The sequence below is a fragment of the Hydrotalea sp. AMD genome, from assembly GCF_004100315.1.
Lineage (GTDB): Bacteria > Bacteroidota > Bacteroidia > Chitinophagales > Chitinophagaceae > Hydrotalea > Hydrotalea flava.
Window position 1 is genome coordinate 1 of record NZ_SCKY01000030.1, and the last position, 21,135, is coordinate 21,135.

At 36.2% G+C, this 21,135-nt stretch carries 24 protein-coding genes; 10 read left to right on the top strand and 14 right to left on the bottom strand.

Annotated elements, in window-relative coordinates; genetic code table 11:
* Positions 1–558, top strand: a 558-nt coding sequence (locus EO766_RS16095) for a hypothetical protein (protein ID WP_287101527.1), incomplete at its 5' end; no start/stop codon positions are given.
* Between the two features lie 66 nt (positions 559–624).
* Here the strand turns inward: EO766_RS16095 and EO766_RS16100 are convergent.
* The 4 genes from EO766_RS16100 to EO766_RS16115 are packed head-to-tail and all read right to left on the bottom strand — an operon-like array spanning position 625 to position 2,941.
* Positions 625–1,527 carry a DUF5777 family beta-barrel protein gene (locus tag EO766_RS16100; protein WP_287101528.1) on the bottom strand — a complete coding sequence of 301 codons (903 nt, stop codon included), beginning with the start codon at positions 1,525–1,527 and terminating at the stop codon, positions 625–627.
* Positions 1,528–1,534: 7 nt separating this feature from the next.
* Positions 1,535–2,074, bottom strand: a complete 540-nt coding sequence (locus EO766_RS16105; RefSeq protein ID WP_074420593.1) for a YceI family protein — start codon at positions 2,072–2,074, stop codon at positions 1,535–1,537.
* A gap of 17 nt (positions 2,075–2,091) precedes the next feature.
* Entirely contained in the window at positions 2,092–2,478 is a 387-nt protein-coding gene (locus EO766_RS16110; RefSeq protein ID WP_074420594.1) for a c-type cytochrome, read from the bottom strand.
* 31 nt (positions 2,479–2,509) lie between these two features.
* Positions 2,510–2,941: an OB-fold protein gene (locus tag EO766_RS16115; RefSeq protein WP_074420595.1), complete on the bottom strand. Its 432-nt coding sequence runs from the start codon at positions 2,939–2,941 to the stop codon at positions 2,510–2,512.
* A 573-nt stretch (positions 2,942–3,514) separates the two neighbouring features.
* On the opposite strand from EO766_RS16115, the gene EO766_RS16120 reads away from it, so the two are divergent.
* The 3 genes from EO766_RS16120 to EO766_RS16130 all read left to right on the top strand — a co-directional run bounded on the left by EO766_RS16120 (position 3,515) and on the right by EO766_RS16130 (position 6,708).
* Positions 3,515–4,828, top strand: a complete 1,314-nt coding sequence (locus tag EO766_RS16120; protein WP_287101531.1) for a Zn-dependent hydrolase — start codon at positions 3,515–3,517, stop codon at positions 4,826–4,828.
* Positions 4,829–4,924: 96 nt separating this feature from the next.
* The gene (gene bla, locus EO766_RS16125) at positions 4,925–5,671 is read left to right on the top strand and encodes a BlaB/IND/MUS family subclass B1 metallo-beta-lactamase (protein WP_179855954.1); all 747 of its coding nucleotides are present in this window, start codon (positions 4,925–4,927) and stop codon (positions 5,669–5,671) included.
* A 77-nt stretch (positions 5,672–5,748) separates the two neighbouring features.
* Positions 5,749–6,708, top strand: a complete 960-nt coding sequence (locus tag EO766_RS16130) for an alpha/beta hydrolase family protein (protein ID WP_074420048.1) — start codon at positions 5,749–5,751, stop codon at positions 6,706–6,708.
* 21 nt (positions 6,709–6,729) lie between these two features.
* Here the strand turns inward: EO766_RS16130 and EO766_RS16135 are convergent, their stop codons facing one another.
* On the bottom strand, positions 6,730–8,037 hold the full coding sequence (locus EO766_RS16135) for a sugar porter family MFS transporter (RefSeq protein ID WP_074420049.1): 1,308 nt from the start codon (positions 8,035–8,037) through the stop codon (positions 6,730–6,732).
* Positions 8,038–8,494: 457 nt separating this feature from the next.
* Positions 8,495–9,019, bottom strand: a complete 525-nt coding sequence (locus tag EO766_RS16140) for a DinB family protein (RefSeq protein WP_074420050.1) — start codon at positions 9,017–9,019, stop codon at positions 8,495–8,497.
* 241 nt (positions 9,020–9,260) lie between these two features.
* Here EO766_RS16140 and EO766_RS16145 point away from each other — a divergent pair, with 241 nt between their 5' ends.
* Positions 9,261–10,382, top strand: coding sequence for a Gfo/Idh/MocA family protein (locus tag EO766_RS16145; protein ID WP_074420051.1), 1,122 nt, complete (start codon positions 9,261–9,263; stop codon positions 10,380–10,382).
* 343 nt (positions 10,383–10,725) lie between these two features.
* Positions 10,726–11,763, top strand: coding sequence for an acetamidase/formamidase family protein (locus EO766_RS16150; protein WP_218331627.1), 1,038 nt, complete (start codon positions 10,726–10,728; stop codon positions 11,761–11,763).
* A 118-nt stretch (positions 11,764–11,881) separates the two neighbouring features.
* Here the strand turns inward: EO766_RS16150 and EO766_RS16155 are convergent, their stop codons facing one another.
* On the bottom strand, positions 11,882–12,010 hold the full coding sequence (locus EO766_RS16155; protein WP_262900187.1) for a hypothetical protein: 129 nt from the start codon (positions 12,008–12,010) through the stop codon (positions 11,882–11,884).
* A 19-nt stretch (positions 12,011–12,029) separates the two neighbouring features.
* On the opposite strand from EO766_RS16155, the gene EO766_RS16160 reads away from it, so the two are divergent.
* Positions 12,030–12,620, top strand: a complete 591-nt coding sequence (locus EO766_RS16160; RefSeq protein WP_074420052.1) for a hypothetical protein — start codon at positions 12,030–12,032, stop codon at positions 12,618–12,620.
* Positions 12,621–12,660: 40 nt separating this feature from the next.
* On the opposite strand, the gene EO766_RS16165 is transcribed toward EO766_RS16160, so the two are convergent.
* The 4 genes from EO766_RS16165 to EO766_RS16180 all read right to left on the bottom strand — a co-directional run bounded on the left by EO766_RS16165 (position 12,661) and on the right by EO766_RS16180 (position 15,290).
* A complete protein-coding gene (locus EO766_RS16165) occupies positions 12,661–13,110 on the bottom strand; it encodes a (4Fe-4S)-binding protein (protein WP_074420053.1) in 450 nt (149 codons plus the stop codon).
* On the bottom strand, positions 13,107–13,508 hold the full coding sequence (locus EO766_RS16170; RefSeq protein ID WP_074420054.1) for an OsmC family protein: 402 nt from the start codon (positions 13,506–13,508) through the stop codon (positions 13,107–13,109). Before EO766_RS16170 ends, EO766_RS16165 begins: the two co-directional genes overlap by 4 nt.
* A 360-nt stretch (positions 13,509–13,868) precedes the next feature.
* Positions 13,869–15,071, bottom strand: coding sequence for an MFS transporter (locus EO766_RS16175; protein WP_074420055.1), 1,203 nt, complete (start codon positions 15,069–15,071; stop codon positions 13,869–13,871).
* A gap of 57 nt (positions 15,072–15,128) precedes the next feature.
* Complete coding sequence (locus EO766_RS16180) at positions 15,129–15,290, bottom strand: hypothetical protein (protein WP_179853748.1); 162 nt, start codon at positions 15,288–15,290, stop codon at positions 15,129–15,131.
* Positions 15,291–15,403: 113 nt separating this feature from the next.
* Between EO766_RS16180 and EO766_RS16185 the strand changes: the two genes are divergently transcribed.
* Entirely contained in the window at positions 15,404–16,012 is a 609-nt protein-coding gene (locus tag EO766_RS16185; RefSeq protein WP_074420075.1) for a DNA-3-methyladenine glycosylase family protein, read from the top strand.
* Between the two features lie 10 nt (positions 16,013–16,022).
* Here EO766_RS16185 and EO766_RS16190 read toward each other — a convergent pair whose 3' ends face one another.
* The 3 genes from EO766_RS16190 to EO766_RS16200 form a co-directional block, all read right to left on the bottom strand.
* Positions 16,023–16,376: a hypothetical protein gene (locus tag EO766_RS16190; RefSeq protein WP_074420057.1), complete on the bottom strand. Its 354-nt coding sequence runs from the start codon at positions 16,374–16,376 to the stop codon at positions 16,023–16,025.
* Between the two features lie 115 nt (positions 16,377–16,491).
* Positions 16,492–18,027, bottom strand: a complete 1,536-nt coding sequence (locus EO766_RS16195) for a S10 family peptidase (RefSeq protein WP_074420058.1) — start codon at positions 18,025–18,027, stop codon at positions 16,492–16,494.
* Between the two features lie 139 nt (positions 18,028–18,166).
* Positions 18,167–18,823: a DsbA family protein gene (locus tag EO766_RS16200; protein WP_074420059.1), complete on the bottom strand. Its 657-nt coding sequence runs from the start codon at positions 18,821–18,823 to the stop codon at positions 18,167–18,169.
* A gap of 818 nt (positions 18,824–19,641) precedes the next feature.
* Here EO766_RS16200 and EO766_RS16205 point away from each other — a divergent pair.
* A complete protein-coding gene (locus EO766_RS16205; protein ID WP_074420060.1) occupies positions 19,642–20,121 on the top strand; it encodes a DUF3644 domain-containing protein in 480 nt (159 codons plus the stop codon).
* A gap of 390 nt (positions 20,122–20,511) precedes the next feature.
* Entirely contained in the window at positions 20,512–21,099 is a 588-nt protein-coding gene (locus EO766_RS16210) for a hypothetical protein (RefSeq protein ID WP_074420061.1), read from the top strand.
* The last annotated feature ends 36 nt before the right edge of the window (positions 21,100–21,135 follow it).

Sequence of the window (21,135 nt, forward strand, 5' to 3'; positions counted from 1 at the left end):
AAAACCCCGGCTACCACTAATTATACGCCCTTTTTAGCACATGCGGGTTTAAGTTATGGAATTTCAAAAAATTTAGATATTGGTTGCAGGCTTTGTACTGTTCCCATACCATGGTTAATAGTAGGCCCAACTTTAGGAAGTGCTATAGATGCAAAACTGCGATTAACCAATATTACTGCGCCCTACCAAATAGCTGTAATTGCCGGCGGGGGTTATGCTTATTTGAAAATATTGGATAACAATAAATCTGCTTGGTCGCCCGGGGTGGCCATTTCTATCACCCGACAATTGAATAGTAGTACTTCCATCACATTTAATAGCAGACTTTTGCAAACAGTTATACCAAGTGCATTGGGCGGTAAAGATAATAATTATGTTAGCATATTTGGCGGGAGTATCGGATTGTCTAGTAACCTGAATTCAGTAATTGGTATAATTCCTGAAATTGGCATTTTTAACTTGAGCGGAAAAATCAATAACGTGGAAAGTAATGGCATTGGAATTCAGGCAGGTGTAGTATTGAAAGTAGATTTTAAAAAAGCCGCGTTTGTTAAATAGTATGATAATATATAGGTATTATATGAAACGTAGTACAATCATTGTAGTTGGATAGAAAATACTATACTATTTTAACTTTGCATGTTTTGTTATATTAAAATTTCGTGAAATATTAAATCCGAAATAAATATCTCCATTCGCCCAACTTCCTGCAGTTCGGGTAATATAGTAAGGTTCTGTCATTCCCTGCGAGTTGGAGAAGACTAGTTGAAATACATGCCCGCCTGTTTCTATTTCCCAGGCAAAAGAAAGAGAATTATATACAGTCATCGATACTATTTGATTAGGTGGAAGATAATTGTATTCGCTTGTAATACTCATTCTATTGGTAAGTTTTACGCGCCCTCCAATACCGATTGCAAAGATATTATTGGCATCCTGAGCTGTAGGCACTAGATTGTAGTGGAGGAAAGTGGGCACTATTTGTAATGAGTATTTTTTAAATTTTCTTGCAACTAAAAATTGTGCTGTATATACTGTACGGTAGCTGGCATCTAAATATGGTTTATCTGGGTAACGTTGGGTATAATTCGATACTCCCAAAAGTATATCTGCTGTTACCGGAATTTTATTGCTGCCATCAGTCTGTCTTACAAATTTATATTTTACATAACCATCAAAAGCTTTATCTAATGAAGTTCTGCCAACACCCACCGAAAGAAGATCCGTAATACCATAGTCAAAACCAAGACGTAATGTTGCATTATCCAATCCAAATAAATTATAAGCCCCACTGTTTAATGCGCCAAACCTATGCATAATAAGAAAATACATAGCACCTTTTGCAGGCGATTCAACCGTTTGCATATTTACAATATGGTTGCCCTTAAATGTTCCGGTAACATAGGTGGTTTTAGCATGTGCAGCTACCGAATCGTTTAACATAGATAGAAACGAGGAATCCTGCGCTTGTATGTTTTTACAAATGCCTACTAAAAAAATAAACAGGAAAATTTTTCTTGTTCGCATATTATTTTTATTTTGTTGTACAGGTAATATCTACTATTACATTCATTTTTTCTTCAATTTTATTGCGTACAATCGAAGGAATACTGATACCATAATCTTCAGGTTTTATATAAAATTGTGCATGTCCCAAAAGTTTACCCGCTTTAACCTGTAGGGTTGCGGGTGTTTGTATATTGTGGGTTATTCCATGAATAGTTAGATTACCATTTACATTAATTGGATAAACCCCTTCCTTTGAAACATCAACCGTACCAGAGAATTTACCAATAAAATTGGCTTTAGGAAATTTATCTGTTTCCGCATAATTTTCGTTGAAGTGTTCCTGCATCAATTCTTTTGTGAATAGAAAGCTTTTCATCAATAAAACAAATGCAATGTCTTTATTATGTGTATCAATGGCGGCATATACCTGATTATTTTCAGCTCTTATATCTTCAAACGGTGTTTTGGAATAAAAACCAATAAATCCTGTTCTAGTAAGATATATCTGGCTATATCCTAAGAAAAAAAACAGGTTTAAACAGACCCATAATAATATTTTTTTCATATCACCATTTTTAAAAATTAATTATTTTTTGTACCCTGATTTATCCATGCTTTTATTTTGTTAATATCGCAGTCAGATAATTTGCCTCCATCGTAAGGCATCGGCACATATCCGGGTGCATGTGTTATGTTCCCAACCAAATAACCATTATCAGCCCATTTTTTTAAATTAAAATAGCCTTCAAGAATAATGCCACCACTGCCCCCATTTGTTACTGCTCCATGGCAACGATAACAGTTGGCATTAAGTATGGCAACAATAGTAGTGCTATATTGCACATTGATGGTATCGCAGGAAAGTGTTGAGGGAGATAAAAGCTGGTCTTCACTTTGTTTGGTACAACTTTCAAAGAATAAAAGAGATGATAGCAGAAGGGCTAAAAAAAATATTATTTTATTTTTCATTTTGTTATGTTTTAGAATACATTTTTTGCTCTTATTTTTCTATAATACAATCAACTAAATTTACATCCATTAAATAGCCTGCACATCTTCCTTTGATAAGTATCACTGATCCAATTTTAGGAGGCTCTATTTGTTTTTTTTTCGGGAAATACATACTGCAATTAATACCACTTAATGTATTTCCGGCAGCAAGATGCACACTAAAAGAACTATCGCTTAGCTCAACATCGTCTACTATACCACTCAGTTCAATTACTTTTCCTGAAAATTTTTTATCACCTTCACCTTCATTTTCAGAATATAGATGATAAAAGTTAACTGCTGAAGTAGTTATTACAGGTTTGCTTTTTTCTACACCCTGGTGTGGTTTATTGTATAAATACCAGGCATATATTAAAGAACATAAAATGATAACAATGATGAGAATGTATACATGTTTATGTTTATTTATGCTTATTCTCATTATAATTTAATTTTATTGGTTAGACGAGAGCAAAATATTTCATGGTTTATTTTGAAAAAAAATTATCGTCTTTCTTCTTTATTTATGCCTGTTTTTTATTTTTTTCAATAATTTAAACTGCGTTATTGTTATCGCAGGGGGTTAATTATAATATTACATACGTAATATTTTAGAAAAAGGTTGTTTAGCTCATTTAAAAAATAAACGTTTTTGGAATATCATATGGTCTATTACTGTTTTGAAAAGCTTTGCATCCAGTTTTTAAAAAAGCTCTCTGATTAGCGGGTAAAATGGGAAAAAACTACAAAAATTTCATTTTTGTAATCAAAAGTGTTTTTTGAATAGTAAGTAAGCTTTAAATCCGCTTTTATTATAATTGTAAGCAAAACAATTTTACAGTATTAAATTGCTGTTGTCATTAATTTATTAATAAAATTATCAGGGGGATATTAAAATGTTGCAACGCGCAATAAATTGTTCAGTAAATGAAATTATTTTCCCAATTTCTTGCTAAAAAGAGTAAATTTATAATTAGGTAAATATGAGTTCCTAATATTAATTACCCATTGAACAATGAAACAAATGGAGCGCCGGTCATTATTTTCCATGACAGCTATGCTGTTTAGTATATATATTTTTGGTCAACAGACTGTTAATAGAACTGTGTTAAGGACAAATCAGGAAAGTATAAAACAATACATTTGTGAACTGGCACAATATGGTAAAGATAGTCTGGGTAGAGGTAACCGTGTAGCTTTCAGTAAAGGCGATATAGAAGGACGGGCTTATATAAGCAAACTGATGAAAAAAAACGGTTTGGATGTGCATATTGATGCTGCTGGTAATATTATTGGCAGCAGAGCTGGACAAGATATGTCATTATTGCCCATCGTCATGGGTTCTCATACCGATATGGTACCACTAGGTGGTAATTACGATGGAGCAGTAGGTGTAATTAGTGCCATTGAAGTGATGCAGGTATTGCAGGAACATCATGTTGTTACCCGACACCCCTTGCAGGTAATTGATTTTACGGATGAGGAAGGAGGGGTAGTAGGCAGTCATGCTATAGCAGGTAATCTCAACAAATCAGCACTACATGAAATAAGTTCCAGTGGATTAACCATTGCTGAAGGTATTCGTGCTGTTGGAGGTAATCCAGACAAGCTTGCAGATGCAATAAAGCCTAAAGGGAGTTTTGCAGCTTATTTGGAGCTGCACATTGAGCAAGGAGCTTTTCTGGAAAATGAAAAAAAGGACATTGGTATAGTAGAGGGAATTGTAGGTATTGAAGAATGGGAAGTAACTATCAACGGATTTGCTAACCATGCAGGTACTACACCAATGCTACACCGACAGGATGCTTTACTGGCAGCAGCAAAGTTAATTGTGTCTATCAATGATATCGTGAAAGGCATACCAGGTAGACAAGTGTGCAATGTAGGCAAAATAGCTGTGGAACCTGGTGCCACAAATGTAATTCCCGGTAAAGTTGTATTTAGCCTTGAATTACGAGACCTTGATGAAAAAAAAATTTGGAATATGTTTAAAGCAATTGAACTTCGCGCAGATAGTATTGCAACCCAAACGGCTACTACTATTAGTTTTAAAAACCTACACATGTCATCTAAACCGGCTTTGATGAACCGTAAAATTCAAGATATCATTAAAACTTCCACTACACAATTAGGATATTCTTATAAAGTTATGCCCAGTGGAGCCGGGCACGATGCACAGGAAATGGCATTATTGGCACCAGCCGGAATGATTTTTATCCCAAGTGTGGGAGGTATTAGCCATTCACCCAAAGAATATTCCACACCTGAAGCAATTTATAAAGGAGCCAATGTACTATTACAAAGCATATTACAATTAGACCGACAATAGAAAGTAAATATACTTTATGCTAAAATTACATTTATTATTTGTGCTTAAATCTTGAAGATGCTCACAAATATTTCTACTAAGTTATCACTGCTTCGAATGAATTCAATATGGAAGTATAGTTTAATAACATTATTGGTATGTTTTGCATGGGAGCCAAATTATGCCCAATCGACCCATCACTTACTTTTAATAAAGCATTTGAATGGTAATTTTTATATTTTTACTACTTATGGTAACATAAATGGTATGCCATATCCTTCCAATGGTATGTATGTAGTAACCAATAACGGAGTAGTATTGTTGGATACGCCGTGGGATACTACGCAGTTTCAACCTTTGTTAGATAGTATTCAAGCCCGCCACCATCAAAATGTAGTGCTCTGCATTGCCACCCATTTTCACAGCGATCGTACCGCTGGTTTACCTTATTATGCAACAAAGGGAATTGCCACATACAGTTCAACAGCAACGCAAAATTTATGCAGGGAAAAAAATGAAGGGATAGCCCAATATGTTTTTACAAAAGATACTGTTTTTAGTGTTGGGAATGTTCAGTTCCAAACATTTTATCCGGGCGAAGGGCATAGTAGTGATAATATTGTGGTTTGGTTTCCCAACGATAAAATATTATATGGTGGATGTTTCATAAAGAGTAAGGAAACAAATGATATAGGTAATCTGTCAGATGCCAATGTACCTGCCTGGCGTGTGGCAATTCAACAAACCATTCAGAAATTTGCGCAGGCGGCTTATGTTATACCTGGACATTTAGATGGATATGGAGTTAATAATTTGGCGCATACAGCAAAATTGGTAGATGATTATCTGAAAAAAAATCAATAACCTTTATCTGATAAACAGGGCAGTATTTTCCCCTTTATCAAAAGGTACTGCTTAATTTCAAGGTTTAAAGACACGCCATGCTTAAACAATTAGTATTGCTTTTATATACCTGCCTGCATTTTGTTGTTGCCTTACAAGCACAGGTGCATTCTGTATTTCATGAATTACCAATTGCATTGCATACTCCTGCCGGTACTATTGAAGGAACCTTATCGCTGCCTGAAAGTACTGCCCCCATGCCCGTGGCACTCATTATTGCCGGTTCGGGCCCTACCGATCGTAATGGCAATAATCCTTCCATGCAAAACCAGAGTTTAAAAATGCTGGCTGATAGTTTGGCTACACATGGCATTGCCTCTGTGCGGTTCGATAAACGCGGTATTGGTGCCAGTGCAGCCGCATTAAAAAGTGAGTCTGACATTCGGTTTACTGATTATGTACAAGATGCCATTGCCTGGTTGCAATTATTGCACAGGGATAAAAGATTTAATTCAATCATTGTTATTGGGCATAGCGAAGGTTCTTTAATTGGTATGTTAGCCTCAAAACATAGCGCTGATGCATTTGTGTCGATAGCCGGTGCAGGTAAATCTGCCGGTACATTATTGAAAGAACAGTTGGCTAAACAGCCGGAAGTAATACGTAATTGGATATATGCTGATATTGATACATTAGAAATGGGTAAAACCTTACAATACGTTAACCCCTTATTGTATAACCTGTTTAGGCCTTCTATTCAGCCTTATTTAATATCCTGGTTTCGGTATAATCCTACCACTGTTATACAACAGCTAAGCAATTTGCCTGTATGTATTATTCAGGGCATGAATGATATTCAGGTGAGTGAAGCAGATGCACAATTATTGGCAAAGGCGAGTACGAAAGCAAAATTGGTGATGATTCCCCATATGAATCATATTTTTAAAATGGTTACAGGTGATAGAAATGCCAATATAGATACCTATAATAATCCGCAATTACCCATCAGCGCACAATTGGTTGAAGCCATTGTAACATTTATTGATGGATTGCATTAAGCCATGAAAGGCACAATGTTTTTAATGCAGCACAATGGTGCTTTCCATATTTTCTAAGGCAACACCTTTTGTTTCGGGCATCATTTTCCACACGTACAACAATTGTAACACCATCATAAAAGCAAAGAAACCAAAAATAAGGGTGCCCGATACTGTTGCTGCGAAAAAGGGAAATACTTGTGCTACCAATGCCGCAAATGTCCAATGCGTTAAACAGCCAAATGAAGTACCACTGGCGCGAATGGCATTGGGAAAAAGTTCTGATAAAAATACCCAAATAACAGCCCCCTGCCCAACTGCATGTGCCGCAATAAATAGAAATACATAATATACAATCATGCTGTGATTGGCGCTATTGAAAGCAATCGCAATTAATGATAAAGAAACAATATATCCGAAAGAGCCAATAAACATAAGCGTTCGGCGGCCAAATTTATCAATCAGCGACCAACCAATAATGGTAAAAATTAAATTCACCACACCAATGCCTACTGTTGAAAATAAAGCGGCGCTGCGGCCAATGCCGGCCATTTCAAATACTTTGGGTGCAAAATAAATAATGGCATTAATGCCCGAGAGCTGGTTAAAAAATGCAATCAAAAAAGCGAGTATTAACAAACGTGTATTTTTTTTCTGGAAAAGTTTTTCTTTACTAGAACTTACTGAATTTTTAATGCGTTCAATTAAATGGTCGGTCGTATCTTCTGTTAAAGCCAATACTTTCCTGGCTGCTGCATCATCTTTTTTATACAATACCAGCCAACGGGGTGTTTCAGGGGTAAATAGCATCAGTATGGAAAATGCAGCTGAAGGAATGGCAACTACACCCAGCATCCAGCGCCAGTCGTTTTTTCCATCAAAGCCCTGTAGTAAATAATTTGAAAAATAGGCTAGTAAAATACCAGCCACTACATTCAACTGAAAAGAAATAACCATGCGTCCCCGATATTTGGCGGGTGCTATTTCAGAAATATAAACCGGTGCTACTACTGATGAGGCTCCAATACTAAGTCCGCTGATAAAACGAAAGAGCATAAACGCATATACGTTAGTAGAAACTGCAGCACCTAACGAGGTAATTAAAAATAAAATACCAATCCAAAACAAAGATTTTTTTCGGCCTATTTTATTAGCAGGAATATTACCCAGCGCCGCTCCAAATGCGGTACCATACAATGCCATGGCAATAGCCGTTCCATGCATCCAGTTGCTAAGTTGCCAGAGTTGTTGAATTGCCTGCTCGGCTCCCGATATAACGGCTACATCCATACCAAACAATAAGCCGCCTAAACCAACGGTAACAGACCATAAAATTAATTTTTTATTCATAAAATTTTATTAATCATTTATTTATTGTGTGTAACTGAAATTTATTTTTTTATACATCAAAAAATATATTATATAAATTATAAATATTTTTAATGAAAGTACAAAAGCAATGTGTTTAGCGCTTAAAGTGGTTGAAGCTATTGGTGGGTATAAATAAAAGGCAATCAATCGGTTCAACATGTAATAAAATTTAAAAGAAGTAATCCTTTTAACAAATATTATAACATACCGAATGTAATGAAGTGAAACTATATAAAAAAATATTTTAAGGAGCCATTCGTTTTAATACTTTTACTTCAATAATATATATTTATATTTTAGTAAAATTGAAAATATTATAGTTAACTTAGTCGGTAAAACCGCGAGAAGGTAATGATGTGAAAATTAGGTGCATATTAATGACTCTGAAATTTTTTTCATTATAATCAGTGGAGAAATTTAAGTTATTTAATTTCATTTACCAGCCAATATATTCAGGTGGTTTAATGTTATTTAACCTAAGATAAACAAGTAATTCGGCTCTGTGGTGTGTTTGATGATCTTCTATTAAATTAAGGAATTGGATTTTATTTAATTGGGTACCTGACCAATCAAATTTTTTCATTAAACTGGCTGTATCCAAATGTTTAAATGATGTTATACCATATTCATAGGCTTTTTTTACGAAGTTTATAGTCTGGTCTTTATTCATTTCTTCTGCTACCAGGTTGTTCGAAAATGACGGTAAATTTGGTTGTTCATTTAAATACTTTATGCAAAGCCAAATTATATTTTTACCCAAATGAATTAGTTGTTGTTTAAAAGACATTTCGGTACTTACCGGCCTGAAATTATACAAAGAATCGGGCATTTCAGACGCCACTTCGAGTGTGTATTTCTCGGAATTTATAAATTTGTTTATATGTGCTTGTATAAGCGCATTGTTATTTTGTGCTTCACAAAAGAAGGGCACTAAAATAATGGTAATTAGTGTAGTAAACATTCGCATAGCCTATTATATTTATTATTTTTTTAAAAATTAAATATGGGTTGTAAAAATATTTATATTTTCGAAAGGGGTTAATTGAAATTGATTAGAATAAAGGTATGGATAAATATAAAATAACGGCATCTCTTTAAATGCAAAAATTTTTATTTGTTCAATGGTTTGTGTAATATTTTTTTAATTATTATAATATCCTTTTTAATATGATTTAGTAAAAAAATTATAAAACCAAATAATTATGTTAGCACCAGTGAAAAAATTGATTTTTTTATTTTGTTTTCAATGTATCATTATTCCTTATATTTTGGCTCAAAAAAAGATTGATATAAAAAATATGCCTGTTCGTGTAGTAGTGGCAGGAATCAGTCATGGGCATGTTGCATGGATTTTAAATAATATACACCGGAAAGATGTTAATGTAATTGGTATCTATGAACCAGATCTGCAATTAATTAAACAAACCATTCAACAGTATCATTTAGATAGCAGTTTATTTTATACTCATCTGGGTTTAGCTCTTGATAAGTTGAAACCAGAGGCGGTTCTGGCTTATGGTTCTATCCATGATCATTTAAAAGTAGTGCAAGCCTGTGCTCCCAGGGGGATACATGTAATGCTTGAAAAGCCATTAGCAACCAATTATAAGGATGCAGTTGCAATGCAAAAATTAGCACAACAATTTCACATACTTCTTTTAACCAATTATGAAACATCCTGGTATCCTTCCACTGAAAAAACATTTGAATTATTGAAGGACAGTAATTATGTTGGGCATATCAGGAAAGTTGTCTTTCATGACGGGCATCAGGGACCGAAAGAAATAGGCGTGCCGAAAGCATTCTTTAAGTGGTTAACCGACCCTGTTGAAAAAGGAGGTGGCGCAATTATTGATTTTGGATGTTATGGTGCAAACTTGATTACCCGGATAATGCATGGTGCACAACCCATTTCCATACAGGCAGTTACCCGTCAATTTAAACCTGATATTTATCCAAAGGTTGATGATGATGCAACTATCATCATTAATTATCCAACAACACAGGCCATTATTATGGCCTCTTGGAATTGGCCTTTTAGTCGAAAAGATATGGAAGTATATGGGGATACGGGGTATATCATTTCGGTAAATGCTGAAAAAATGCGTTTCCGCAAAAATGAACAGGAGGAAAAAGAAAAAATTATTACAGCAAACGATATTCAGGTGTTTACTAACCCCTATGCATATCTATATGCCGTACTTAGAAAAAATATTACCATTGCGCCTTATGGTTTATATTCTTTAGAAAATAATTTGATGGTCGTTAAAATTCTGGATAAAGCCAGAGAATCTGCTAAATTGGGGCGAACTGTGCTTTATTAAACCGTTCATCATTCAGTTAATTATTGCAGCAAACGCATTTTCGTGCGATAATGATAGGTATACCTCGATGAACTTTATTAAAAAAAGTGCTCGAAATCCTTTCAATTGTTTCAAAAATGTTTAAGACAATTAGTATAAAATTATTCTGATGATGGTTCTTGGTTTTCAAATTTTTTTTGAAGTATACCAGTTCATTTTACACTATTTTATTGGCTGATCAATAATGTTATCGATAATAATAATTAAAGTAAATGAATTAGAAGATTTTTGATTTGGAAACCATGTATATTGGTTAACTTACAGATGATTGTAATTATTAAAGAAATGAACTTAATTATCTAATATGTCTTCTTCAAAAACTAAAGTAGTGTTATCATTATTTTCTATAATGTTATTCGTGTTTACTTATGCCCAACAGAAAGGAACGGCAAAAAATCCTTTTATACTGAACCCTACCGATTCAACAGTTGTATGGGGAAGTTACTGGTCTGAAATGCCACCGGTTTTACACATCCATTCTGGCGATTATGTAAGAGTACGAACTGTACTAACATCTAATCCAGAACATCTTATCAAGGCTGGGGTACCTGCTAATCAAATAGAAAAGCAATTAATTGCTGTACAGGCTGTAAAAGATCGTGGGCCAGGCGGGCATGTATTGACAGGGCCTGTATTTATAGAAGAAGCAGCGCCTGGCGATGTATTAGAGGTACATATTGACAGCATTGATTTGCCCATTGATTATGGCTACAATGGTATAGGGCAAGGTGGTTTTTTGTCGGATGAAATATTTGACCGTAAAACAAAAATTATTCATTTAGACCGTGAGAAAATGTTAGGTCATTTTGCCGATGGAATTGAAATTCCATTACATCCCTTTTTTGGTAGTATGGGTGTTGCGCCACCTAAAAAAGCGGGTAGATGGAATAGTGCCCCACCTTGGATCCACGGCGGAAATTTAGATAACAAAGAGCTTGTAACGGGCACTTCACTTTATTTGCCGGTTTTCGTTAAAGGCGCTTTATTTGAGATTGGAGACGGCCACGCAGCCCAGGGTGATGGTGAAGTAGATATTACGGCAATTGAAACTTCTCTCATCGGTAAGTTGCATTTTATAGTGCACAAGGGCAAAAGTCTACAATGGCCCAGAGCTGAATCTGCCACACATATAATTACAATGGGCTTTGACCGTGATTTAAATGCTGCCACTCATATTGCAGTTCGGCAAATGATTGATTATTTAATGCAAACAAAAAAACTTTCAGAGGCAGATGCCTATATGCTATGCAGTGTGGCTGCTGATGTAGTTATAACAGAACTTGTTGATGGTAATGTTGGGGTGCATGTGATGTTGCCAAAATACATTTTTGTTTCACATTAAAACTTTTGTTGCATAAGATAGATACTTTTTATAAAATTACCATAACTGCATGCTTGTATTTAAATTATTATCTGAAGTTTCAATATAGGTATTGTTATTAGAGGTTCCGGTAAGTTATTTATTTTTCAACTTCAAATTTTTTAGATGGTACCAGAATTCCTTCGGAAGTTGGATGGTCAGGTGGCCGCATTAAGTTTGGAACAGAGTCGAATGGAGGTTTTCGAAATTGTGTGGTGTCTAATTGCATATTCAAAAGTTGCAATGGCTTGGCCTTAGAGGAAGTAGATGGCGGAGAAATGAATAACATTATTGTAGATAATATTGTAATGGAAAATGTTCGGCATTACCCTATTTATATTACATTGGGAAGCAGAAACAGAGGGCCGTTAGCAACGACTAAAGAGGGGAGCGTAAAAAATATTTATATCAGTAATATACGTGTACTGAATGCCGATTCTTTAAGTGGTATACAAATCACCGGTGTGCCGGATTATGCCATTCAAAATATTCAATTGAGGCATATTACGGTACAATACCAAGGTGGTGGTACAAAGGCTGATGGTTTGCGTTCGTTTCCTGAATTAGCCAAAGGTTATCCTGAACCATTTTTGCTCGGAAAAACGCCGGCTTACGGCTTGTTTGTTCGGCATGTGCAGGATTTAACATTGAGTGATATACAATTTGAAACAATCGAAAATGATGAAAGGCCTGTAATGTATTGTAATGATGTAAATGGGATTGAAATAGACGAATTGAAAGCACCGGTAGCCAGGGGTATACCTGCTGCTGTTTTACATAACGTAAAAAATATTGAAATAAGGCATGCACCCTTATTTCAAAGTGTTGTGGCTGATTAGTGTTTGATAGGTGAAAGTTATTCTGTTCGTTTATTTGTATTCATACTGTAGGTTTCCCATCTTTAAATCCGGCTTTTTTATGTGAACCATCGCAAAAGGGTTTATTACCCGATTGACCGCATCTGCAAAATGCCGTTACTTTATTCTTTCTTGTTTCATGGCCAAAGGCATCTGTAATCCATACATTTCCATACACCAATAAGGGTCCGTCAGGTACTGCTTCCAATTTCGTTTCAGCTTTTATTTCAACCGAGCTTTCATCTTCTGCAATATTATTGTAATAAGATAAAGCGCCTGACGGGCATTGGTTTACCTGCTGTATTAATTGTGCAGTAGTGGCTGCCTGTATATTAATCCATGGTTTCAGATCAGTATTAAAAACAAGTGGTAATCCGCGTACACAAATGCCTGAATGAATGCATACGCCCGGCTTCCAGACAATGGTTATTTCACCATTAGTATATTTTTTTGTCATTGTTCCTTTATTCATAGCGTATGGTTTAGCGTTGTATGAATATGTGTGCTTCCCGATAAAATTTTATGGATAGGACAACGATTGGCAATATACAGCAAGCGTTCCTCCTGTTCTTTTGTTAAAGTTCCAGTGAATTGAATGGTTCTTTCTATTTGCGTACCTTTTTCCGGTTCGGCTTCTGTTGTAATATTCACTTGTACCCGAATACAGTTTAACGGCCATTCTTTTCTGTCGGCATACATTCTAAGTGTAATGGCAGTGCAGGTTGCCAAACTGGATAATAGTAACTCATGTGGATTCATTCCTTTTTGAGTGCCACCTACATCCAAATGCTCATCGGCAATAAATATTCCTGATGGCGTTTCTAATGTAGTGCTGTATTTTTCCCGATGTATGGTAGCTGTAATTTGCATGGGTGTGAATTGGTATTTATGTGAATTGGTATTTAAATGTACTAATCTAACTTCAGATCAATTCAAAACAGGGTGTTCCTTTTCCTGTTTTTCGCACTTTTTTAAACCTTCCGCTGAAAGTATTGATTTACTGGATTGACTTTTGAAGGTGGGTGTTACAGAGCAGAAAAAGGAGAGTACTTTTTTTCTGCTATTGTTTTCATCATACTTCACTCCGCCGGAGTGATGACAAACTTTTTTTGGAGAAGGTTATCCCTACAAAGCCCCTCAGGGGCAACGGTATGTTGAAGCGTTAATATGGAGGCGAATTTAAAACAAGCTAATTGTTTTCGCAAAAAATCAAAATAGGTTTTATATGGCTTAATACAATTGCTCATCATAAGGCAAGGGGTCTACCGTTAGAGGCTCCTTATTTTGTATAAAAGGATTGCGGTAGGCTACATAAGCCGATAAGCTGCACATTAATATCAATAAAGATAAACCTTTTGAAAGTCCTGCTTTCTCTGATATAAATCCAATTACCGATGGCCCGGTTAAAAATCCTACCAATCCGCCTGTAGTTACCATCGCAAAGCCCTCCACAGTTGTTACGCCGGGTATATTGGCCGATGCCCTGAATAAAATAGGCACAATACAACAACTGCCTAAGCCCACCATCACATAACCTATAATTGCTATTAAAGCTACCGGAGCGGTTACTACTACTAAAAATCCGGTTGCTGCCAACATAGCACCATATACAACCATATTTTTACTGCCTAATTTGGTAATCAATGTATCGCCATTTAGTCTGCCAAAAGTCATGGCAACCGAAAAACCGGCATAACCCAAACTGAGCAATGCTTTGGGTGCATGCAATACTTCTTTAAAATAAATGGCACTCCAGTCGGCTACACAACCTTCCGCCATAAAACTCACCATGCAAATAAATGAAATACCCAATATGGTTAAGGAAGGTAATTTTACTTCTGAACGGGAATGAATGATATCAGTATTGCTGAGCAATTGTGCTTTGTTGGAAAGAATCACCGTAACAATGAATAATACCACCAGCACAATTTGAATGCCGGGTGGTACATGCACCAAAAATAGCAAGGCCGCAATACCGGCGCTTACCGCCCCGCCTAAACTATACATACCATGACAGGTACTCATGAATAAGCGGTTGTATTTTTTCTCTAATAAATTCACCGTGGCATTGCTTGATACGCCATTTAAAAAACTGGTTAACCCATAACAATACAGGCATATCCAAAACATGGTTCTGTTCACCGAATTAATTTGCGCAATCATAATACAGGCCATGGTAATATAGCCACCTACCATCCACTTGCCCACTGGTATTTTACTGAAAATACGGGTAGAAATCAGCATGCCGGTGATGGCTCCTAAAGGCGATAACAACAAAGAAAGCCCGAGGCTGCCATCACTAAAACCCATACGGGCTTTAATGCCGGGAATGGAAGCTACCCAAATTCCAAAAATTAAACTGGAGGTGGCAAATAAAAAACCCACTGCCAGTACTGGTTTGGTTTTAATAAAAGCAAGTATATTTTTTAACATAAAGGTTTGCTGACTGGCCTGTTCAGCTACAGGATTGTTGCAGCAAATTAATACATTTTATGTCGCATTTTGAATGCTATTATTTATTTTGATATTGGTTAAGTTTCCTGCCATACTATGGTGGCAGCTATACCAATATCCTGTTACCTTCTTTACCATTCTCTGATTTTGTGCAGCAATATCGGCCTGTTGATAGCAAAATATGCAGGTATGCTTCATGCATACAAATTGTGTTTCATAGGTCATTTGCAATGATGAATGGCAGTACTGTTTTCGGAACGATTGTATTAACTTGCCATTCTTGGTATTGTTTGTATTCAATTCATAAAAGTATGTCGTACATCACACATTTACAAAAAGACAAGAAACTGGCTACCGTTATCCGGCATCATGAACCTTTTTGTTTGCAGCCGCGTAAGCCGGTGTATCTGCAATTGTGTAATGCCATTATTGGCCAGCAACTGTCGGTAAAAGTGGCGGCTGTTATAAAAAGCAGATTTCTGGCATTATATCCATCTATTCCTACCCCCGCCGATATTGCACAAACGCCTTATGAACAATTAAGAAGCATTGGTTTATCGCATGCCAAAGCCAATTATGTACATAACGTAGCCCAATTTGCGTTAATAAATGGTATGGAGCAAAAACAATTGAGTAAAATGAGTGATGGGGAAGTGATTGATTATCTTACCCAAATAAAAGGCGTAGGGCGTTGGACAGTAGAAATGTTACTCATGTTTACTTTAGGAAGAGAAGACGTATTTTCTGCAGATGATTTGGGTATTCAACAAGCTATGCAAGCCATTTATCAACTTCCGGCAATGGACAAAAAAGCACGGCGTGAAAAATTAGAAAAAATTGCCAGAAAATGGCGCCCTTATCGCACTTATGCCTGCTTACATTTATGGCATTGGAAGGATAACCCACCGCACTTTAATTGAGAAACATGCATTATACCAATCGGCAGGGAATTTCCAAGTCTTCCGATAAATAATAAATGGCGCAAAGCCGGTGGTATCCATCGGCAATGATTAATTTTTGCTCACCACGTATCAACAAAATTGGGGAAAGTTTTTTTCCCTTTTTTACTTTTTTGATATTTTCATTCACGTGCAAATTATCGGCAGGTAATAATGGTAATTGTGCGGCTCGCAAAATGTCTTTTGCTTTTTTGCGAATGGTTTTGGCTTTTTGAAGCTGAGCAGCATATTGTTTGGCTTCAGGTAAAGGAAATAATAATTCCAGATAGTCTATCGCTGCCGGAAAATCGTGTGTTTCGGGTTCGGGTAACCAGTATTTAGCCATGTTTGTTTTATTTTCAATAATAACGTTGAAGTTAAAGCATTTCTGATGTGGGTACACAAAAAACCGGTAAACTGTAATACAGGGTTACCGGTTTGGAAACAGATAACAGATTCGTTTATGGATTTGTGCTGTTAATGAAATCTGCAATATCTTTCTTAAAAGTAACCAATGATGCAGGGTGCACATACATCATGTGTCCGGCATCAAAATATTTCATACTGATATTTTTTTGAATAGCGGGTTCTAATCCCAAATGATCCATGGTGTATTCTGTACCATAAAAAGGCGTAGCCAAATCATAATACCCATTGAATACCAAAACTTTCAAATTGGGATTCTTGCTCATGGCATTGGCCAAATCTGGTGCGGTAGAAGGCGGGTAAACTCCTTCGCCCCAAAGGCCGCCTTTGCGCTGCCAATCCCATTTAAATCCTTCTGCATTATAAGCAGAAATATGGTAATACATGGTTTTATTCACCTTCAGCTCATTGTACAGGTAATTTAAAAAAGTAGCGGTATATGCCGGTGTAATGGCTGTGCTTTGTGGGTCAAATCTTGCATTTTCGGCTAATAAATTTTGATTAATACCGGTAAAGCGACTATCTAACCTGCCCACCGTAAGGTGCTGATCACGCAATAATTCCTGTGTAAACTGTGGCTCCGTTACCCTCAGGTTGGCTTTTAAAAGATAGTCCTTACTCAACCCGGTATAAGCGGCTAATTTTTCAGCCACGGCATTTTTAGTGGCTGCATCTATTTTATCGCCCAGCATCAATACAGTGGTATAGGCACCTTTGGCATAGTTGGTAACCTCTTCCAAAAAAGCGGGCAAATTAGCGGGCTGATTGGGTAATTTATGATGGAAATAAGCAGTGGCTGCATAAGTGGGTAAATACATTACATAAGAAATATCATCGCCCGGACCAAAAGTTAGCTGGCGCAGATCTAAAACGGAAGATACCAATATCACACCATTAACGGCAATGCCTAACCGTTCCTGCAGGTAATTTACCACACCAGCCGAACGCATGGTACCATAACTTTCGCCTAATAAATATTTGGGCGAATTCCAACGGTCGTTTTCTGTAATGTATTCTTTAATGAAATTACTGATAGAGCGCAGATCTTGATCCACACCCCAAAAATCTTTGTTTTGTGCTTTGCCAATGGCATGGCTAAAGCCCGTACCAATGGGGTCAATCATCACAATATCGGTTACATCTAAAATAGAGTTCTGGTTGTCTTCTACCTTATAAGGCGGTGGCGTTGGGGCTGCTAAATCGTTAACAACAACACGGCGTGGGCCTAAGGCACCCATGTGCAACCAAAGAGAAGATGAGCCAGGGCCGCCATTATAGCCAAACAAAACCGGTCGTTTACTCAAATCACTCACGCCATCTTTGGTATAGGCCACAAACCCAAAGCTGGCAATGGGTTCGCCCTTTTCATTGTTTAAGATAAGGGTACCGGCTGTGGCGGTATAATTCACTGTTTTGCCGGCAATTACAATACTGTGGTGTGTAATGGCTACTACCGGTTTTGCAGAAGTAGTATCATTCAATGGCTTGGGAGACGGGGGTGGTGTTGGTTGCCCCAATAGTTGTACAAATAGTGCAAATAATGCAATATGCAATAGGTACATTTTTTTCATATATAATTGATTGATGGTTTCATAAATACAAGTATTGGGGGCATTGCATTTTTAATCTTCCTTTTCTAACAAATACCAAATATTGCCTAAGTTAATAAAAATAAGCATTTCCCTATAGCGTAGCAAGCTCAAAAACAGGTTATTGTGCTATATTCAGTTCATTTAATACGTTTTTAATGCGCAGGGTAAGTGAGTCTTCATCGGTATAACCTCTTGCCAACAGATAAAATTTAGAATCCGATGCCTGCAGCAATACGGCCGGGAATCCCGTTACCTGTAATTGTTTGCAGAGCGCAAATTCGTAATAAGCTTTTTCTTTATATAATTCACTGTGCAATTTTTCGTAAAACATATCAATGGGCAAATGGTATTTGTGAAGCAGGTGTCGATATGCTTCATCATCTGTTAAATCCCTCCCTTCATAGTGTAAAGCATATTGCAAATCACTTGCAAAAGCCAATTGTTGATCCGGGAAATATTCTTTAAAAATACAGAGTGCAATGGCCGGTTTCTCAGAGTGCGAAAACCAGTCGCTCAGCTCCGGATGAAAAATATGCCAGAGATAATCTTCGCCAAAGCGAATACCCGTTGTTTTTTCAACAGTAGTATAAGCCTGTTGAATATATTGTGCAGTTGCGGCAATGGGGGTGGGCTGTTCGGGCAATACCATGCCACCGCTGAGCACTTCAACGGAAAAATATTCAGAAAACTGAGCGGTTATTTTTTTTAAAACCGGACTAAAACCATAGCACCAGCCGCAATAGGCATCATAACAATAAATGAGAATAGGTTGCATAAGCGATAAGCTACAATTGGGCAATATTGCTGCTGCAAGTTAGCAGGAAATTGTTACACAAATACTCATGGATGGTAAAGCATATAGCACAATACTTTTCCTGTTGATTTAAATACGCAAAGGAATGTACCCGCTTTGCGGGCTGCGCAGCGGTTTGTTGGTATTGACTGCATTAAAATGGTGCATCCGGTTTAAGCCAATAGCGGCAGGCATTGCCGTTGTGGTAGCAGGAAAAAACAGTTGCAGCAAATATGGCACTGGCAATCGTTGAAGCCATTTTCAGCCATTTGCTGTATTGGCGTTGTGGGCAAAAGCTGAATCAGTAAAAAAGCGTTTTTTATTGATTGAAGTTTTACTACGCACCAATTGCCGGCCGTACCATATAAAAGGAAGAAACAGTTGCCATAGTATATTGATTTTTTGTGTTTTCAATATACAACATTTGTGAGGTGGTTTCCAAATTTTTTTGCCGGTATTTTCTGCAAAATGTTACCGTAAAAACCGCAGATAAAACACCCGACATGGTTCATCCAATCACCATCCATCTCCCGGTTTACAGCGTTGCGTAACGCTGTTGTATCGAAGCAGTATCGAAAAAGGGTGGGGGCGGGTATATACCAATAGTGGTGAATGGGATGGGGCGGTTTGGGTTGATGCTACTCAGGTTTGTGAAATAGTAAACATGCGAATCTGTATTTTGGTAAGTGAATAGAGTGAATGAGTGAGCAGGATAAATACATTTTAATTATTTTATATAATAATTGGTAGGTGTTTTGTATATTTGAGAGATAACTGCCATTAATCTGACACAACCCAAGATGAGGAAAAGACGAGTTTGGTCAATTCAACATGAACTTTTAGAGAAAGCTAAGGAAAGCGCTTTAGCTGCTGTAAAAGTATTTAATGATCCACTTATAAAGTTTAAATCAGAGAGTTTTACAGTTTTAATGATAATTGCATGGACTTACCTGCTTCATTCCTATTATCGTTCAAAACGAATAGAATATAGGTATCATGAAGTTAAGAACAAGCGTAAAAAATTTGACAGGACAAAGCGAGGTTCATATAAGTTTTGGGAGTTGGAAAGATGTTTGAATGACAAAGCTTACCCAATCGACAATGATGCAAAAAATAATCTCAAATTTTTGATTGGTCTGAGGCATGAAATTGAACATCATATGACCCTCAACCTTGATGATTTTATTAGTGGACGTTATCAAGCTTGCATATTAAACTTTAATAAATACTTAACGTGTTGTGCTATTAAAATCTGTTTTCGTTTGAAACTCATTGCCTAATGGTGTTTCAGTAAACTCTTTATAACTAATGGCTGTTGAGCCAAGTTTATTGAAACATATGCTCAGTAAGTTTTTCAGAGCTTAATGGCACAACGCGTTAAATACTTAATAAAACTTTTTGGAAAAGTCAACTCTCTTGAACAATACTTATCATATTCGTTACAATTTTTGGAACTTTCAAAGCATAGGTTTACCTGTGCTTTTTTTGCAAATGGTATAATAAATAAGCACGCAATAATGATAAGCTAATAGTCAGTATTAATGGTTGTAAAAATTTTTGCTTATTTTTAAGGGTATAGGTTCATTTTGAGTTTTGCAAACATGTTGAATAATACATCCTCAATATTTTTTTAATATTGTTATATATAATAATGTTTAATATGTGAGTATATGGATATTCTTAAAAAATTGCCTTTCCAAACTGTTGAGAATTTTATCATTCGCGTAGGGGCAATAGAACATGGATGGATGGATATTACCATTGCAACCCCTGAAAAGCAATTCAGTTATTTAGCAAGCTATAGCACTGACCCATTGAATGATTTATTAAATGCTACTGTACTTTTATTAACAGATAAACCATTTCATATAAGAGGTAATTGGTATTTAAATGAAAAAGCTATTGTTATTCACGATTTGGAAGGTTCAATTATTTTATGGCTGATTATTAATTCAAATGGAATCTTTACAATCCTTATCTGGGAAGATATCAATCAGGAAATGATAGAGGATTTATGTCATTATAATTTTGAAAGTGCCATCTACCAAAAATTTGAATTTGAAGAACCACCTGATCTTTCAAAAAAATTATTATTTGCCTTAAATGTTTCGGCTATTTTTTTTGCGAAAACATTAAAAAATATTCTTGATGATTTAAAAGAAAGGGTTGAACAAAATAATTACGAAGACAACTGGGGATATGAATATTCTGAAGAAAATTATACAAAGCTCATCAATTGGTTGGCAACTCATTCATAAATTATACTGTTGTTCTGATACACTATTTTATTTTCA

Coding starts and splice junctions, on each gene's coding strand:
- EO766_RS16100 (WP_287101528.1), bottom strand. CDS start 1,527: ATGCGAACAAGAAAAATTTTCCTGTTTATTTTTTTAGTAGGCATTTGT.
- EO766_RS16105 (WP_074420593.1), bottom strand. CDS start 2,074: ATGAAAAAAATATTATTATGGGTCTGTTTAAACCTGTTTTTTTTCTTA.
- EO766_RS16110 (WP_074420594.1), bottom strand. CDS start 2,478: ATGAAAAATAAAATAATATTTTTTTTAGCCCTTCTGCTATCATCTCTT.
- EO766_RS16115 (WP_074420595.1), bottom strand. CDS start 2,941: ATGAGAATAAGCATAAATAAACATAAACATGTATACATTCTCATCATT.
- EO766_RS16120 (WP_287101531.1), top strand. CDS start 3,515: ATGAAACAAATGGAGCGCCGGTCATTATTTTCCATGACAGCTATGCTG.
- bla (WP_179855954.1), top strand. CDS start 4,925: ATGAATTCAATATGGAAGTATAGTTTAATAACATTATTGGTATGTTTT.
- EO766_RS16130 (WP_074420048.1), top strand. CDS start 5,749: ATGCTTAAACAATTAGTATTGCTTTTATATACCTGCCTGCATTTTGTT.
- EO766_RS16135 (WP_074420049.1), bottom strand. CDS start 8,037: ATGAATAAAAAATTAATTTTATGGTCTGTTACCGTTGGTTTAGGCGGC.
- EO766_RS16140 (WP_074420050.1), bottom strand. CDS start 9,019: ATGTTTACTACACTAATTACCATTATTTTAGTGCCCTTCTTTTGTGAA.
- EO766_RS16145 (WP_074420051.1), top strand. CDS start 9,261: ATGTTAGCACCAGTGAAAAAATTGATTTTTTTATTTTGTTTTCAATGT.
- EO766_RS16150 (WP_218331627.1), top strand. CDS start 10,726: ATGTCTTCTTCAAAAACTAAAGTAGTGTTATCATTATTTTCTATAATG.
- EO766_RS16155 (WP_262900187.1), bottom strand. CDS start 12,010: ATGCAATTAGACACCACACAATTTCGAAAACCTCCATTCGACTCTGTT.
- EO766_RS16165 (WP_074420053.1), bottom strand. CDS start 13,110: ATGAATAAAGGAACAATGACAAAAAAATATACTAATGGTGAAATAACC.
- EO766_RS16170 (WP_074420054.1), bottom strand. CDS start 13,508: ATGCAAATTACAGCTACCATACATCGGGAAAAATACAGCACTACATTA.
- EO766_RS16175 (WP_074420055.1), bottom strand. CDS start 15,071: ATGTTAAAAAATATACTTGCTTTTATTAAAACCAAACCAGTACTGGCA.
- EO766_RS16180 (WP_179853748.1), bottom strand. CDS start 15,290: ATGAAGCATACCTGCATATTTTGCTATCAACAGGCCGATATTGCTGCA.
- EO766_RS16185 (WP_074420075.1), top strand. CDS start 15,404: ATGTCGTACATCACACATTTACAAAAAGACAAGAAACTGGCTACCGTT.
- EO766_RS16190 (WP_074420057.1), bottom strand. CDS start 16,376: ATGGCTAAATACTGGTTACCCGAACCCGAAACACACGATTTTCCGGCA.
- EO766_RS16195 (WP_074420058.1), bottom strand. CDS start 18,027: ATGAAAAAAATGTACCTATTGCATATTGCATTATTTGCACTATTTGTA.
- EO766_RS16200 (WP_074420059.1), bottom strand. CDS start 18,823: ATGCAACCTATTCTCATTTATTGTTATGATGCCTATTGCGGCTGGTGC.
- EO766_RS16205 (WP_074420060.1), top strand. CDS start 19,642: ATGAGGAAAAGACGAGTTTGGTCAATTCAACATGAACTTTTAGAGAAA.
- EO766_RS16210 (WP_074420061.1), top strand. CDS start 20,512: ATGGATATTCTTAAAAAATTGCCTTTCCAAACTGTTGAGAATTTTATC.